Annotated in this window: 15 protein-coding genes and 1 tRNA gene; 10 read left to right on the top strand and 6 right to left on the bottom strand. The window is 68.9% G+C overall.

What is annotated here, in order from left to right:
* Nucleotides 1–2 precede the first annotated feature (2 nt).
* Both C4V41_RS19970 and C4V41_RS19975 read right to left on the bottom strand, forming a co-directional pair.
* On the bottom strand, nucleotides 3–1,295 hold the full coding sequence (locus C4V41_RS19970; RefSeq protein WP_103957422.1) for an ArsB/NhaD family transporter: 1,293 nt from the start codon (nucleotides 1,293–1,295) through the stop codon (nucleotides 3–5).
* The gene (locus C4V41_RS19975) at nucleotides 1,292–1,759 is read right to left on the bottom strand and encodes a CBS domain-containing protein (RefSeq protein WP_103957423.1); all 468 of its coding nucleotides are present in this window, start codon (nucleotides 1,757–1,759) and stop codon (nucleotides 1,292–1,294) included. The genes C4V41_RS19970 and C4V41_RS19975 overlap by 4 nt, the downstream gene beginning before the upstream one ends.
* Nucleotides 1,760–2,474: 715 nt before the next feature.
* Here C4V41_RS19975 and C4V41_RS19980 point away from each other — a divergent pair.
* Both C4V41_RS19980 and C4V41_RS19985 read left to right on the top strand, forming a co-directional pair.
* Complete coding sequence (locus C4V41_RS19980) at nucleotides 2,475–3,488, top strand: alpha/beta fold hydrolase (RefSeq protein WP_200824107.1); 1,014 nt, start codon at nucleotides 2,475–2,477, stop codon at nucleotides 3,486–3,488.
* A gap of 831 nt (nucleotides 3,489–4,319) precedes the next feature.
* Nucleotides 4,320–4,805, top strand: a complete 486-nt coding sequence (locus C4V41_RS19985; RefSeq protein ID WP_103957424.1) for a tyrosine-type recombinase/integrase — start codon at nucleotides 4,320–4,322, stop codon at nucleotides 4,803–4,805.
* A 72-nt stretch (nucleotides 4,806–4,877) separates the two neighbouring features.
* On the opposite strand, the gene C4V41_RS19990 is transcribed toward C4V41_RS19985, so the two are convergent.
* Nucleotides 4,878–4,951, bottom strand: a tRNA-Pro gene (locus tag C4V41_RS19990).
* Nucleotides 4,952–5,047: 96 nt separating this feature from the next.
* Here C4V41_RS19990 and C4V41_RS19995 point away from each other — a divergent pair.
* From C4V41_RS19995 to C4V41_RS20010, 4 genes are all read left to right on the top strand, one after another.
* Nucleotides 5,048–5,473, top strand: coding sequence for a helix-turn-helix domain-containing protein (locus C4V41_RS19995; protein ID WP_103957425.1), 426 nt, complete (start codon nucleotides 5,048–5,050; stop codon nucleotides 5,471–5,473).
* A gap of 69 nt (nucleotides 5,474–5,542) precedes the next feature.
* Nucleotides 5,543–6,088 (top strand): hypothetical protein, encoded by a 546-nt coding sequence (locus C4V41_RS20000; RefSeq protein WP_103957426.1) that lies wholly within the window; start codon nucleotides 5,543–5,545, stop codon nucleotides 6,086–6,088.
* A 5-nt stretch (nucleotides 6,089–6,093) separates the two neighbouring features.
* Complete coding sequence (locus tag C4V41_RS20005) at nucleotides 6,094–6,801, top strand: hypothetical protein (RefSeq protein WP_103957427.1); 708 nt, start codon at nucleotides 6,094–6,096, stop codon at nucleotides 6,799–6,801.
* A gap of 6 nt (nucleotides 6,802–6,807) precedes the next feature.
* Nucleotides 6,808–7,011, top strand: a complete 204-nt coding sequence (locus tag C4V41_RS20010; protein WP_103957428.1) for a hypothetical protein — start codon at nucleotides 6,808–6,810, stop codon at nucleotides 7,009–7,011.
* A gap of 97 nt (nucleotides 7,012–7,108) precedes the next feature.
* Here the strand turns inward: C4V41_RS20010 and C4V41_RS20015 are convergent, their stop codons facing one another.
* Together C4V41_RS20015 and C4V41_RS20020 are read right to left on the bottom strand one after the other, a co-directional pair.
* Nucleotides 7,109–7,522, bottom strand: a complete 414-nt coding sequence (locus C4V41_RS20015) for an ATP-binding protein (protein ID WP_103957429.1) — start codon at nucleotides 7,520–7,522, stop codon at nucleotides 7,109–7,111.
* 16 nt (nucleotides 7,523–7,538) lie between these two features.
* On the bottom strand, nucleotides 7,539–8,309 hold the full coding sequence (locus C4V41_RS20020; protein WP_103957430.1) for a SigB/SigF/SigG family RNA polymerase sigma factor: 771 nt from the start codon (nucleotides 8,307–8,309) through the stop codon (nucleotides 7,539–7,541).
* Between the two features lie 175 nt (nucleotides 8,310–8,484).
* Between C4V41_RS20020 and C4V41_RS20025 the strand changes: the two genes are divergently transcribed.
* Nucleotides 8,485–8,841 (top strand): STAS domain-containing protein, encoded by a 357-nt coding sequence (locus tag C4V41_RS20025; protein ID WP_103957431.1) that lies wholly within the window; start codon nucleotides 8,485–8,487, stop codon nucleotides 8,839–8,841.
* 15 nt (nucleotides 8,842–8,856) lie between these two features.
* On the opposite strand, the gene C4V41_RS20030 is transcribed toward C4V41_RS20025, so the two are convergent.
* Nucleotides 8,857–9,576 carry an ANTAR domain-containing response regulator gene (locus C4V41_RS20030; RefSeq protein ID WP_103957432.1) on the bottom strand — a complete coding sequence of 240 codons (720 nt, stop codon included), beginning with the start codon at nucleotides 9,574–9,576 and terminating at the stop codon, nucleotides 8,857–8,859.
* Between the two features lie 58 nt (nucleotides 9,577–9,634).
* On the opposite strand from C4V41_RS20030, the gene C4V41_RS20035 reads away from it, so the two are divergent.
* The 3 genes from C4V41_RS20035 (at nucleotide 9,635) to C4V41_RS20045 (ending at nucleotide 14,227) form a co-directional block, all read left to right on the top strand.
* Nucleotides 9,635–11,467: a SpoIIE family protein phosphatase gene (locus C4V41_RS20035; RefSeq protein WP_235030260.1), complete on the top strand. Its 1,833-nt coding sequence runs from the start codon at nucleotides 9,635–9,637 to the stop codon at nucleotides 11,465–11,467.
* A gap of 106 nt (nucleotides 11,468–11,573) precedes the next feature.
* Entirely contained in the window at nucleotides 11,574–12,677 is a 1,104-nt protein-coding gene (locus tag C4V41_RS20040) for a glycosyltransferase (RefSeq protein ID WP_103957434.1), read from the top strand.
* 110 nt (nucleotides 12,678–12,787) lie between these two features.
* Complete coding sequence (locus tag C4V41_RS20045; protein ID WP_103957435.1) at nucleotides 12,788–14,227, top strand: AAA family ATPase; 1,440 nt, start codon at nucleotides 12,788–12,790, stop codon at nucleotides 14,225–14,227.
* Nucleotides 14,228–14,244 lie beyond the last annotated feature (17 nt).

Genomic DNA, 14,244 nt, shown 5'->3' on the forward strand with positions numbered 1-14,244 from the left:
GATCAGGCCAGGTAGCGCAGCCACAGGTACGGCGTCACCAGCGCCACAGTGACGACGGTGACGATCAGGCCGTACCTGGTGAACTGCCAGAAGCTGATCGGGTGCCCGTTGCGGGCGGCGATGCCGATCACGACGACGTTGGCGGCGGCACCGACGGCAGTGGCGTTGCCGCCCAGATCGGCGCCGAAGGCCAGCGCCCACCACAGCACCTGCCCGGCGCCATTGCCGCCGCCTGCCTGCACCAGGTCGGCGACGATGGGACTCATCGTGGCCACATAGGGGATGTTGTCCACGATCGCCGACATCCCGGCCGAGGCCCACAGCAGCCCCATCGTGGTCAGCGCGAGCTGCCCCGAGGTGGCCTCCACCGCCAACTGAGAGATACGGCCGATCACGCCGGTCTGCACCAGCGCGCCGACCATGACGAACAAACCCATGAAGAACACCAGGGTGGGCCACTCGACCTCGGCGATGGCCTGCTCGGTGGTCACCTTGGTGGCCGCCACCAACACCCCCGCCCCGAGGACGGCCACCACCGACGGCTCATAATGCAGCACCGGATGAGCCACGAACGCCGCCATCACCAGCGCCAGCACCGCCAAGCTCTGCCACAGCAACCTACGGTCGGCGATCGCCTCACGTTCGTTGAGGTGCATGATCTCCGCCGCGCGTTCGGGGTCGTAGGTGAACGCCTTGCCGAACATGAGCTTGCATAGCCCGATGAACACCACCATCAACACGATGACCATCGGCGCCATGTGCACGAGGAAGTCGTTGAAGGACAGGTCGCCCCGGCTGGCGATGATGATGTTGGGCGGGTCGCCGACCAGGGTGGCGGCGCCGCCGATGTTGGACGCCATCGCCTCGGCGATCAGGAACGGCACCACCGGCAATGCCAGCCGCTCACACACCAGGAAAGTGACCGGCGCGATCAGCAGCACCGTGGTGACGTTGTCCAGCAGCGCCGAGGCCGACGCGGTGATCACCACCAGCAGCACCATCAGCCGGTACGGCCGGCCACGGGCGCGTTTGGCCGCCCAGATCGCCAGGTATTCGAACACGCCGGTCTGTTTCAGCACGCCGACGATCACCATCATGCCCAGCAGCAGGAAGATGACGTTCCAGTCGACGCCGCTGGTCTCGGAGAAGAACGCCCCGCCGGCGTCGGTGGCGTGGATGGCCAGCATGATCCCGGCCCCGCCGAGCGCGGCCGCCACCCGGTGGATCTTCTCCGAGGCGATCAGCGCGTACGCTCCCAGGAACACCGCGACCGACAGCCAGGCCAGCACCGTCATGCCGCCAGCACCCGGTCCAGCAGCGCCTGCAGGGTGACCGCGCCCAGCAGCCGCCCCTGCTCCACCACCGCGACCAGCGGGCTGTGCGTGCGCGCCATCAACGCGGCCAGCTCCAGCACGGTCGCGTCCGGATCGGTGACCGGCAGCTCACGCCGCCCGGATGAGCGCCCGGATGACCCGTCGGGCGGCAGCGCCTGGCGCACCGTCCGATCGGCCAGCGAGGACAGGAACGCGTCCGCGTGCGCCTCATCCACCACCCGGGCCAGCGCCGGATCGTCCAGGCAGTAACCGGGCACGGCCAGGCGCAGCACCTGGGTGCCGGGCAAGATGCTGACCGGCAGCCCGCGCTCGTCGACGACGATCAGGCCGGGCAGGTCCTGGCCGGCCAGCAACCGGGCAGCCTCGACCACCGCAGTGTCGGCGGTCACGGTCGGGAAGGCGGCGAGCAGGTCACGAGCGCGCACGGCGAGCCCCTTTTCACGGTCGGCGATAAGACTGCCGACCAGACTTCCCGGCTCACCAGTAGAGAACCTATCAACACCCGTCAAGATCAGGCACAGCGGACACGTGTGCAGGGGCCACGTGTGCAGGCGCAGGTCCGGCTGCGGCGCCGCCCGCACGCATCTTGCTCGGTCTCTGCATGATCGGGCGATTCGTCTACCTGCTGTTCGGCACCGGCCAGCGCCGGGCCGACCCCGAGCGGCTGCGCCAGGTCAAGAAGGGACTGACTGACAGGTGCGCTTGGCAAAGGGCCGCACCAGCCGCACCGTGGTCCTGGGCCGTGGCCGGTCACCGCGGTTGATCAACACCATCGGTGGCGGGATCGGCCGCCTGCACGACGTCAGAGGTCCGACCCCGATCCCCCGACTTCGGCCGCGAACTCGGCACGCGGCGCCCCGCACGACGCCCGCCCCACCTTCGCCTTCCAGCGGTCGCGGGCCCACCGGCCACAGCCGCGCCGAGCTGGAGCGCTCCTCGGCCACGCAGGCGACCGGTGCCTGCGCCCGGTACAACCAACCCGTCCGGCGACGTCGCCGCCGGTTGCATGAACACGTGTGACGTGGACTCGCTGATCTTGGTTGCTCGACGGGTGAAGCCGCTGCTGTTACGGTGAGACTGGTGCGCCGGGAAGCCTGGTCGGCAAGAGGTCTGAGACGACGATCGACCCCGGAGGCGCACATGACCGGTTCCCCGCGACAGCACCGTGCAGACGGGACCGCACAGGCTCCCGCGACGAAGCCGGTCAAACCTGCACGTTGGTGCGCCTTTGCAGGAGAGCAGGACCTGGTCCTGGCCCGTGTGAAGCGGGGAACGGTGGAGTACCGGATGCACGGCCCCGACCACAGTGACGGCCGCAGTGATGGCCCCGGTGATGGCCGCGGCACGGTGCTGGTGTTTCACGGCGGTCACATGCGGGCGCAGCTGGCCTTGGGCGAGGACGTCTTCACCGAGGCGGGCTTCAGGGTGCTCGTGCCTTCGCGTCCCGGCTACGGGCGTACCCCGTTGACCGCGGATTTTACGGTGGCGGGCTTCGCCGATGCCATGGCGCGCCTGTGCCGGGACATGGGCATCGGCCAGGTCGCGGCGGTGGTCGGCATCTCCGCCGGCGGACGGACCGCGCTGACCATGGCAGCCCGCCACCCGGACCTGGTGCAGCGCGTGATTCTGCAGAGCGCGGTCGGTTTCCTGCCCTGGCCCGACCGGCTGACCCGCCTCGGCGGACGGCTGATCTTCCACCCCAGGATCGAGGCGGTCACCTGGGCGCTCGTCCGCACGATGATCCGCCTCGCGCCGGGGCCGGGCTTGAGGCTGCTCACGCGCGAGCTGTCCCTGCTGCCCGCCGGCCAGGTCCTGGCCCGGCTGCACCCCGCCGACCGCGCCCTGCTGAGCGACCTGTACGCCTCGATGCGCTCAGGCCACGGCTTCGTCGCCGACATGCTCCCGGTGGCCGACTGCACCGTTGATGTCGGCCAGCCCGCTCTGCTCATCGCCAGCCGCAACGATCGCTCGGTGCCCTTCGCGCACGCCCAATCCCTGGTCGCGGCACTCCCGCGAGCAAAGCTGGTGGAAAGCCACGCCGACAGCCACATGATCTGGTTCGACCCCGATTATCGCGCCATCGCCGCCACGATCCGCGCGTTCCTCCTTGCCGATCACACCACCACCTGCGCAAACGTGAACGCGTTGATATGAGCGAATCGAAGGATTACGGAGTGGCCGTCTCTTGTCACATGGATCTCACCCGTACCAATCCGAGGGCTTGATCACCCGCACACCATCTCCCTGGACGTGAACGGCCAGGAGAGGAGGAGCAGGAGGCAGGAGGCCGATTCCTGATTCCGCAACTCAACCTCGCTCCGCACCACCAGAGCCACCCTGTACTGAACCGCCGCAACAGACCGACCGCCCAACACCCCTCGCAGAGACGCCGACCCTCCAGCACCAACGATGTGACGTGCCATTTCCGGGCGATTCATCGTGTCCACACATCCAAGCCGGTCGCCTATGCACGCCGAGCTGTACGTACTCCAGGATCGGCAGCCGCGTAGAGATCACAGGCACTTTGCACAGTCATGCTCCGACACGTGCCTACAAAGACGAGTTGATGGGGCGAAAGGGATTGATCGTCGCTGTGCTGCGCGTGGGGAGCGTGGCCTTGGTGGAGTTGGACGACCATGTCTTGAACTGTCCCGCTGAAGTACGACGCTGGACCTTCTGCTGGAACGATCTCCAACCGGTGGAGGTAGTGGCCACCGCTCGTCGAGCTACCCCCACCTATGCGGCAGGCTTCACCTGGATCGGCCGTCGAGCCATACAGCATGCCGTGCCGTCCCTGGACGGGATCGGCCTGTGTGGTCAGCTCGCCGATCCTCTTCCATCATGCGGTTGGTCATTGACCTTCTCACCGACCATGCACAACGCCTGTCCCACCTGCGCCTACATGACCAGAACCATCAGGCCGAATCGCTGATCTTCAACCCGCGACGATTTCGGCCGTACGATTTCGGCCGTATCCGCTGAGACGTGTTGCTGGTTCAAGCCGGGTCGTCGGGTCTGACGTCCGATGATTGCCGCTGGCTTCGGGAGGGCTCAGCACGCGGCCATCAACGGGCCCGGAAGGTTCCGATCATCGTCGAGGGACGCGAGCTCGTCCTCGAACGGATCAACGCCGTCGACCGCGACCCTGACGCCCGGCTGTTCACCGGCCCCCGGGGCGGCCGGATCAGCACCGCCGTGCTGCGGGATGCGACGCACTGGGACGAGGTCGTGGCCTCGCTCGGTTACGAGCACCTGCGGCGTCATGATCTTCGTCACACCGGGCTGACATGGATGGCCGACGCCGGTGTCCCGATCCACGTCCTCCGGAAGATCGCGGGGCATGGATCCCTCAGCACCACCCAGCGCTATCTGCATCCGGACGGGGCGTCCGTCACGGCGGCCGGACAAGCCCTGAGCGAGCACCTGTCGACGGGCTGGTCCCAAAGTGGTCCCAGACTGAGGGCCGTGTAGCCACTTGGCAAGATCACAAAAAAGGCCAGCCGACCTGGGCTTTCACCCAGTCTGGCTGGCCTTTTTCGACCGTCGGGACGACAGGATTTGAACCTGCGACCCCTTGACCCCCAGTCAAGTGCGCTACCAAGCTGCGCTACGTCCCGGTCGTGTCGGCCGCCCCCTGCGGGGCGGGACGTCATAACCTTAGCGCACATCGGAGGTGCACGCGTACACGGTAAAGCGGGAGCGGAGGCGGCCACGTGGGGCGTAAGCCGACCATCGATCGCAACGAGTTGATCAGGCTCGTAGGCGAGGGCAGGAGTGTGCAGGAGCTGGCCGTTCACTTCGGGGTCAGTGAGTCCGGGGTGCTGCAGGCGAAGCGGGCCGCCGGGCTGGCGAAGGCGATGCTGGATCACAGCGCCGCGCTCCCCTGGAAGCTGGCTCGCGTGCACACCCAGTCCGGGCCGGCCACCAATCTGCGGAACCTGTCGGCGGCCGCGCAGGGGAAGCCGCCGGCGGCCGAGCGGTTGAACACCGCCCTGCGGTGGGCGCAGCGGCTTGTCGATGGCGGGCTCGACGTGCGGTACGACGCCGCCCACGGGTTCAGCGAGATCCCGGCCGCCCCAGCGGGCTCACACGTCGCATCTGTGCTGGCCGCGGCCAGGAAAGGGCTAGAAGCACACTAAGACGCGAGTTTCGACATACCTGTTCGAGGGCAGTCGCTGGTCTCAACACAGAGACCGGAGGCGAACATCATGACCACCTGGATATGGGTGGCCGTCGTCGTGGTCGCGGTGGTGGCGCTCGCCGCAGTGTATGTCGTGCTGCAGCAGCAGAAGCGCCGCTCGCATCTCCGCGAACGCTTCGGCCCGGAGTACGAACGCATAGTCGCCGAGCACGACAACCGCCGTGAGGCGGAGCAGGAGCTGCTCAACCGTGAGCAGCGGCATTCAGAACTCGACATCCGGCCGCTGACGGAGGAGTCGCGAGACACCTACGCCAATCGGTGGACCGAGGTGCAGGAACGCTTCGTGGACGCACCGGGGTTCGCGGTGACCGAGGCCGATCAGCTGGTCACGTCGGTCATGGCGGAGCGGGGCTATCCGACGGAGGACTACGAGCAGCGGCTGTCCGACCTTTCGGTGGGGCACGCGGCGACGCTCGATCACTACAGGACGGCTCACGAGATCAGTGGGCGGGCGGCCAGGAAGGAGGCCTCCACCGAGGACCTCCGCCAGGCCATGGTCCACTACCGCGCGCTGTTCGAGGAGCTGCTACAAGAAACCACCCGAGGACGGTGAACGATATGAGCAGCAGCGACGAGCTGAAGGTGCCGTCGCAACAACGCAACGACGTGGCTGAGGGTGACGACGACAAGGCCCGTCTGGAGGAGTCGGAAACGGTCAGGGCCGAGGAGTTTCCCGGCAAGGATCGTGGCCAGGACACCGACGATGAGATCGCGCGAAGCGATCTTGCCGATGGCACGCGGGACGACGAGGAGAAGGACTACGACAAGGGGTACGTGCGCGCCGACGACGACGTGGTCGTGGCGACGGCGCACAGCCCCCGGGTGGACGACGAGTACGTAACGCCCGTCTCCGGGGACAGCCCCGACCCGGCCCACCGGGACCCGTACGCCAAGACCGGCGGCGACATGCTCGCCGAGCCCGAGGAGGCCGTCCCGGCCGCCCATGCCGCGCCCGACGACATCGTCCTGTTCGACCAGGACCCCACCGAGGTACAGGCTCGCTGGCGCGACCTGCAGGCCTCGTTCGTGGACGATCCCGGCCAGGCCGTGGAGCGCGCCGACGGGCTGGTGGGCGAGGTCGTGGAGTCGCTCACCAACACCCTGACCACCCGGACGAACACCCTGCGCGACAGCTGGAAGGGCGCCGAGAACAGCGACACCGAGCAACTGCGCCTGGCGTTGCGCGACTACAGGAGCGTGCTGGAGCGCCTGCTCGCCCTGTCCAGCAAGTCCCCCACCCAGTATCAGAGTCAGGGAACGAGGTGACATGACATGCTCGCAGTCGTCGCAGCGATCATCTTCGGGCTGGGGTTCCTGCTCGACCTCGTAGGCGCGAGCATCCCCGGCGGAATCTCCGGTATGACGTTCGTCCTGCTGGGACTGGCTCTATTGGCCCTGCATCAGGCAGGTGTCGGCACGGCCAGCATCCGGTCGGGCTACAGCAACTGGCGCGGCAGATCCAGAGCCCGCCGTTGAAGCAATGAAGCAGATGAGCGAGAGGAATGCCGCAGGCCCCGCCGTGAAAGCGGGGCCTGCTGTCGTGCAAAGAGGGCCTGTCGTCGTGCAAAGGCTGTCACCCCTTGCCGGGGAAGCGCATGATCACGGTGCTGCCGCCGCTGCCGACCCGCAGCGTCAGGTCCGAGGAGAGCAGGCGGGCCACCCAGAGGCCCATCCCGCCCACGGCGCCCGGCATCGGGCCCGGTTTCCACGCCCCCTCGTCGTGCACCTCGACGATCAGATCGCCGTTCACCACCCAGGTACGCAGGTAAGCCTGCTCGTCCCCATGCGTGACGGCGTTGGTCGCCACCTCGTTGACGGCGATGACGAAGTCGCCGATCGCCTCTTCGGGCATGCCGGCGCCGCGCGCCTCGTCCTCGGCGAACTGCCGGACCTCAGGCAGGTCCGGCAGCCGGAAACGAAGCCGCTTCACGGGCGCGCCGGGTGGCGGGCTCGTGTAGCCCGACTGAGGCTCGACGTCCTCGTTCACCCGGCGACCGCCCTTTTCAGCCGACCAGCTCAGTACGGAGCTGATCGAGAACCTTGCGGAGGATTCGCGAAACATGCATCTGTGAGATTCCGAATTCGGCTGCGATCTCGGCCTGTGTCATGTTGCCGAAGAACCGTAGCAGCAGGATGTGCTTTTCCCTGGAGGGGAGCGCGTCGATGAGCGGTTTGACGGCTTCCCGGTCGACCATGTTGCTCAGCGTGTCGTCGTCCTCGGGGATGACGTCGCCGAGCGAGGCGGCGTCGTCGTCCGTGCCGAGGGGCGCGTCGAGCGACAGGGTGCTGTACGCGGCGGAGGCGTCGAGCGTGAGCAGGACGTCCTCTTCGGTGATGTTCATCTTGGCGGCCAGCTCCGCCACGGTCGGCGACCGGCCGAGGTCCTGGCTGAGATCGGCGACGAGCCGGTTGAGCTCGGAGCGGCGCTCCTGGTAGAGACGCGGCACCCGGATGGCCCAGGTGCGGTCGCGGAAGTGCCGTTTGACCTCGCCGGTCATGGTCACGACCGCGTAGCCCCTGAACGCGTGACCGAGGGTCGGGTCGAAGCCGTTGACGGCCTTCATCAGGCCAACATACGCGGCCTGGAGGAGATCCTCCAAAGGTTCACCGCGGTAGCGATATCGCCTGGCGATCTCCATGGCCAGCGGCCTGTGCATCTCGACGATGCGCTCGCGCAGGCGTTCCCTGTGACTGTCGGGCGTCTCTTCCCTGACCATGTCGGCCAGAAGTTCTTCCGCGGTCATCTCCTCGAGGATGTATTCCTGCACAGCCATGGCTGCTCCTCATATGGATCGCAGGCGTTCCTCCCCAAGCAAAAAAGCCCATGCAGAGGCACGCCTCGCTCTACTCTCGAGACCGAAGCCCTCTGCTGGACTTCGGATCCAGTCTCCCCCATGTCGCGGGAAGTATTCCTCGATCGTGTGGTGACAGTAGGGTTGCTCCGTGACAATGCCGGAGAACGGCGACGGGCCCGTGGCGGCCCTGAGCCTGACGTCGTCGACCGTTGACGCGATCACAGTGATCAGAGTCGACGGCGTGCTCGACGCCACGACACGCGAACAGTTCGCCGACTACCTGTCGATGGCGGGCTCGGACCTGATCCTCGACCTGGCCGGGGTGACGTTCATGGATTCGCGCGCGCTCGGGCTGATCGTCCACCATTGGCAGACGAGCCTGGCCGCAGGGGCCAAGTTCGCCCTGATCGGGGTGGAATACTCGAAATCCAAGGTGATGTGGATCACAGGGCTCGCGCAGCGCCTGCCGCTCTACGACACGCTGGACGACGCGCTGGCCGCCATTGGGTGAGGCCGTAAAACAAGGTCAGCGCCGTGACGACTTGCGCTGGTGCTCGTCGACCAGCAGCCTGGCCAGGTCGGCCACCTTGACCTGATGGTGCTGGGAGATCCTGCGCAGCTCCTCGAAGGCGGCCTCGGCGCTGCAGCCGCTGGTCTGCATGATGATGCCCTTGGCCTGGTCGATCACCGATCGACCGGCGAGGGCCTCTTGGAGCTGGGCGGCGTCGGTGCGCACTTCCTCGAACTCCCACATGTTGGCCATGGCCACGCCGACCTGCTCGGTCAGCATGCCGGCCAGGGAGCTGGCGCCCTGCGGGGCGAACGCCCCGGGACGTACCGAATAGAGCCCGACGACCAGCAGGGCGGGCGCGACCTCGATGGGCACGATCAGGACCGAGCGCACGCCCCAGCGGGTGGCCAGCGCGTCATAGCGGGGCCAGCGGGTCTCCTTGAGCACGTCGATCACGGTGGCGCGGCCGCCGCTGCGCCTGGCCTCGATGGACGGGCCCTCCCCCAGCTCGCGTTCGCCCTCGACGAGCATGATGAGCTCGCTGTGCGAGCCGGAGACCGTCACCCGGTGGTCGCGCCAGTGTTCGGCGGAGGCTCCCGAACAACCGGGCACGCCCGCCGCGAGCGCAGTGGTCAGGCCGCGCAGCACGCTCTCCGTCGAAGTGTCCTCCCCCAGCCGCCCCAGAGCGGCGAGGTCACGAGCGAGTCCGGGGGTGATCATCGCGGTCGATTCCATAGCAACAAGCCTCTACCCCTTATGGCTAGCATTATCCCGCGTGGCGTAGCGTCAGACCATGACCATGCCGGACCTCGAACACGCGCTTGACGCGCTGGCCGGGCGCGTCTCCTCACTGCGTGAGGCGAGGACCGCCTACCCAGCCGACCTCGCGCCCACCCTGGACGCGGCGCTGGCCGAACTCGACACCGCCGCCGAGCTGCTGGCCGAGGCCCGCGAAGAGCTGCGCAAGGCCCCCAAACGAGCGGGGGGCAAGAAAGACGGCACGCAGCGGGAGCTGAAGCTGCTGCGCCAGGTGTTCCGGGCCTTTCCGGTGCCCGTCATCGTCATCGACGGCGGCGGCGTGGTCAGGCGGATCAACCCCGAGACCTCCCGGGTGCTCGGCAGTCCCGACGGCTACCTCGTCGGCCGGTCGTTCCCGCTGCTCGTGGACGTGTCGCGGCGGGCCGCGTTCCGTTCGCATCTGACGTCGGTGCTGCAGACCGGGCAGCCTTCGTCGTTCGAGACGCGGCTGGCGCACCAGGGGCGTACGCACACCGTGCAGATCGCGCTGACCCGGCTGACGATGCCGGGCGAGCCGCAGCAGATGGTGGCGGCGGTGGCGCTGCCGACCGAGGTGCAGTTGCCCGAGCCGGGCGCGCGGCGGCCCGAGCAGTCCGACGGCGCGCTGCTGCTGGCCTCGGCCAAGCGGCAGGATCTGCTGGCCAAGATGGGTTCGCTGCTGCTCGACGAGGAGGCCCTGCGGCGTCCGGTCGCACTGCCGCGGACCACCCGGCTGCTGGCGGCCGAATGGGCCGACTGGGTGATCGCCGACATGGTGCGCGACGGCGCGCCGCACCGCTCGGTGGTCGTGGCGCCCAAGAACCATCCGCTGGGCGATCTCGTCCGTCAGGTCGAGTCCACGGCCCCGGCGTCCAGCCAGGTCGTGCTGCAGGTGCTGGAGCGCGGCTCCGGCGTCGTACAGGAGATGGTGGACGACGAGAGCCTGCTCGGCTTCTGCGCCGACGGGCCGCTGCTGACCGCGATGGGCGCGGGCTCGATGATGAGCGTGCCGATCGGCCGCTCCGACGGCGTTCTGACGCTGGTACGCGCGCACGACAGGCCGCCGTTCACCCTGGCGGACCTCGCCGTCATGCAGGAGGTGGGCGCGCAGCTCGGCCTGGCCGTACGCGCCCAGACCAGCTTCCAGAGCCGCTCCCGCGCGGCGGACGCGCTGTCGGCCAGCGTCGCCCCGCGCAACCTGCCCGACATCCCCGGCTACGAGCCGGCCGCCATCTACCACCCCGGCGCGTCGGTGGGTGCCGAGTTCTACGACGTGTTCCCCGTTTCGGGCGGCTGGGGCTTCGCGCTGGGCGGCGCGGCCGGCAAGGGCGAGGAGGCGGCCTCGGTCAGCGCCCTCGTACGCGGCGGCCTGCGCGTGCTCAGCGTCTGGGAGAACGATCCCGATCTGGTGATGCGCAAGGTCAACGAGGCCCTGGTCACGCAGGGCACCGGCATGTTCGTGATGGCCGTGGCCGGGTTCGTGAAGGGCCGCAAGATCCACTTGTCGTCGGCCGGGCACCATCCGGCCGCGCTGCTGCAGGCCGACGGCGCCGTGCGCTTCGCCGCGGGCGGCGGCGTGCCGCTGGGCATCTCCCCCGAGGCCGAGACCGAGGTGCAGACGCTGACGGTCGCCGCGGGCGAGACGCTGGTGTTCTACTCGGAGGGCCTGGTCTCCTCCAGGAACGACCTGGGTGAGCCGTACGGCGACGAGCGGCTGGCCGACGTGCTCGGCAGATGCGCGGGTCAGGCGCCGTCCACCGTGGTCAAGGCGGTGGAGGCCGATCGGCACGCGTTCTCGGGCGGCCAGGTCTGGGACGAGATCGTGGTGTTCGCGATCCGAGGTGTCTGATCTGCGGGGGTTTGCGATCGAGGAAAACCTGGGTATGGTCAGTACACAGAACGACGTGCCTAAGACGCAGGCACACCTTTGAGGCTTTCCCACGCTGAGGTGTGCCATGAATATCGCGATCGTCGCTTCCGCCAACGGCAACCAGCGCCACCGCATCATGTCGGTGGCACGCGAACTGGGCCGCGAGCACCACGTCACCATCTACTCCCGTCGTGACAACGCCGAGGGCAAGCCCAAGACGCGGGTGGCCCCGGGAGTCACGCTGGAGAACATCGAAGTGGGGCCCGCCAGGCAGTTGTCGCCCGACGAAGTGGTGCCGTACCTCAATGATGTCGGCCACCATCTCATGCGGCGATGGAACCAGGAGCGGCCCGACGTGATCCACGCGCACTCGTGGACCGGCGGACTGGTCGCCGTGGCCGGGGCCAAGGGCCTCGACGTGCCCGTCACGCAGACGTTCCACACGGTCGACGCCGCGCGCCTGGACCTGGAGCGGGCGCTCGGCCGCCGGGCCAACGCCGTGATCGCCGGCTCGGGCGACGAGGAGTCGGCGCTGATCCGACTGGGCGTACCGCGTACCAACATCGCCATCGTGCCCTACGGCGTCGACACCGAGCGCTTCCAGCGCCGCGGCGCGATCGCGACGCGCGGCACCCGCAAGCGCCTGCTGCACGTGGGGCCGCTCTCGATCGACCGGGGCGCGCACACCATCGTGCGGGCGCTGCAGGGGCTCAACGACGTCGAGGTGGTCATCGCCGGCGGGCCCGAGCCCGAGGACCTCGAGCAGGACAGAGACGCGCGCCGGCTGCGCGCGCTGGCGGAGCAGCTCGGCGTCTCGGAGCGGGTGACGCTGCTCGGCCAGGTCAAGCGGGCCGCGGTGCCGAAGCTCATGCGCAGCGCGGACGCCGTGGTGTCGGTGCCGCGCGAAGCCGGTACGGGGATCGTCGCCCTGGAGGCCATGGCCTGCGGCGTACCGGTGATCGCCTCGGCCGTGGGCGCGCACCTCGACTCCGTGATCGACGGCGTCACCGGCCTGCTGGTGCCGCCGGACCGCCCGGCGCGCACCGCTCGGCTGGCCCGCGAACTGCTGTGGGACCCGACCCTGCGGACCGCCCTCGGCTACGCCGGGGCCGACCGGGCGCGCTCGCGCTACTCCTGGGAGCGGGTCAGCCAGGAACTCGTCCGGGTCTACGAGGCGGCCTGCGCCTAGAAGACCAGATACTCCGGCAGGCGGCATCAGCCGCCTGCCGGCGCCATGTTCAAGGCGTCATGTTCAAGGCGCCATGTGCAGGGCCAGCGAAGTGTGCCAGTGTGGCCCGCATGGAGATCGATGAGGCACGATCGCTGGCGCGCTCTCTCCAGAAGCTTCTCAACGAGGCCGTCACCCTGATCGACGAGTCCCGCCCGGTCCCCGACCTCGTGGCCAGGGTGACCGGGCACCTGTCCTGCTCGCTGCGGGACCTGGTGTGCGTCACGCAGACGTTCAGGGACTGGGAGCACGCGAGCCTGCAGCGCGGCGTGGACGCCTATCTCGCCGCCAGGGGCGGGGCGGACTGGTTCGGCGTGTCGGGTCAGGGCCGCGAGCACAACGACACGATCGACCTGCTGACCGTGGCCGCCCACGGCTATGACCGCTACGACGTCGGCGCCGTCGACTACGCCACCACGGCCGTCGGCCCGGACGAGACGATCGAGGTCGTGACGTTCGGCCTGGCCACGACGACGGCGCCGGACGGGGCGCCCGCCGTGATCGTCCTGCGCGGGCCCGCCGAGATGTTCGGCAGGGAGGGCTCCAGGGTCGAGGTGATCGCCGCGTCACGGGAGAGCGCGACGGCCGCCCGGGAGGAGATCGAGCGGCTGATGCGCGCGAACGACGCGCTGCGCGGCCAGATTCTCACGTTCGGCGTCTCGGAGCACCGGGGCAACAGCCTGGTGACGTTCCTGCCGCGCCCGGCGCTCGGCCCCGGCGAGGTGATCCTGCCCGACGGGGTGCTGGAGACGATCGACCGGCACGTGGTCGGCATCGGCCGGCACGCCGAGGCGCTGCTGGCCCGCGGCCAGCATCTCAAGCGCGGCCTGCTGCTGCACGGCCCGCCCGGAACGGGCAAGACCCACACGGTGCGCTACCTGATGGGCCGCCTGCCGGGCGTGACGATCGTGGTCATGGCCGGTACGGCGATGGGCTTCGTCTCGGAGGCGGCCGCCCTGGCCAGACGCCTGCAGCCGGCCATCGTGGTCGTGGAGGACGTGGACCTGGTCGCGATGGACCGCAGTCTCTCGGACGAGGGCAGCCCGCTGCTGTTCACGCTGTTCGACGCGATGGACGGCATCGGCGCCGACGCCGACGTCACGTTCGTGCTGACCACGAACCGGGCCGACACGCTCGAACACGCCCTGGCGAACCGGCCGGGCCGGGTGGACCTGGCCGTGGAGGTGCCCAGGCCGGACGCGCGCTGCCGGCACGCGCTGCTGCGCCTGTACGGGGCCGCGCGGCTGCCGGAGGCCGACCTGGAGCGGCTGGTGGACAGGACGGACGGCATGACCGCCTCGTTCTTCAAGGAACTGCTGCGCCGGGCGGTGCTGGAGTCGCTGGACGACGGGTCGGAGGACGTGAGCGGAGAGCACCTGACGGCCGCGCTGGAGGAGATGCTGCGCGGCCAGGAGGCCCTGACGCGCACGCTGCTCGGCGCCCCACACGACTCGCACGACTCGCACGACTCGCACGACTCGTACGCCTCGGACGGGCTGTTACCCGAGTGAGAATTTTGCAAAAGCAG

The organism is Nonomuraea solani (genome assembly GCF_900108335.1).
GTDB classification, from domain to species: domain Bacteria; phylum Actinomycetota; class Actinomycetes; order Streptosporangiales; family Streptosporangiaceae; genus Nonomuraea; species Nonomuraea solani.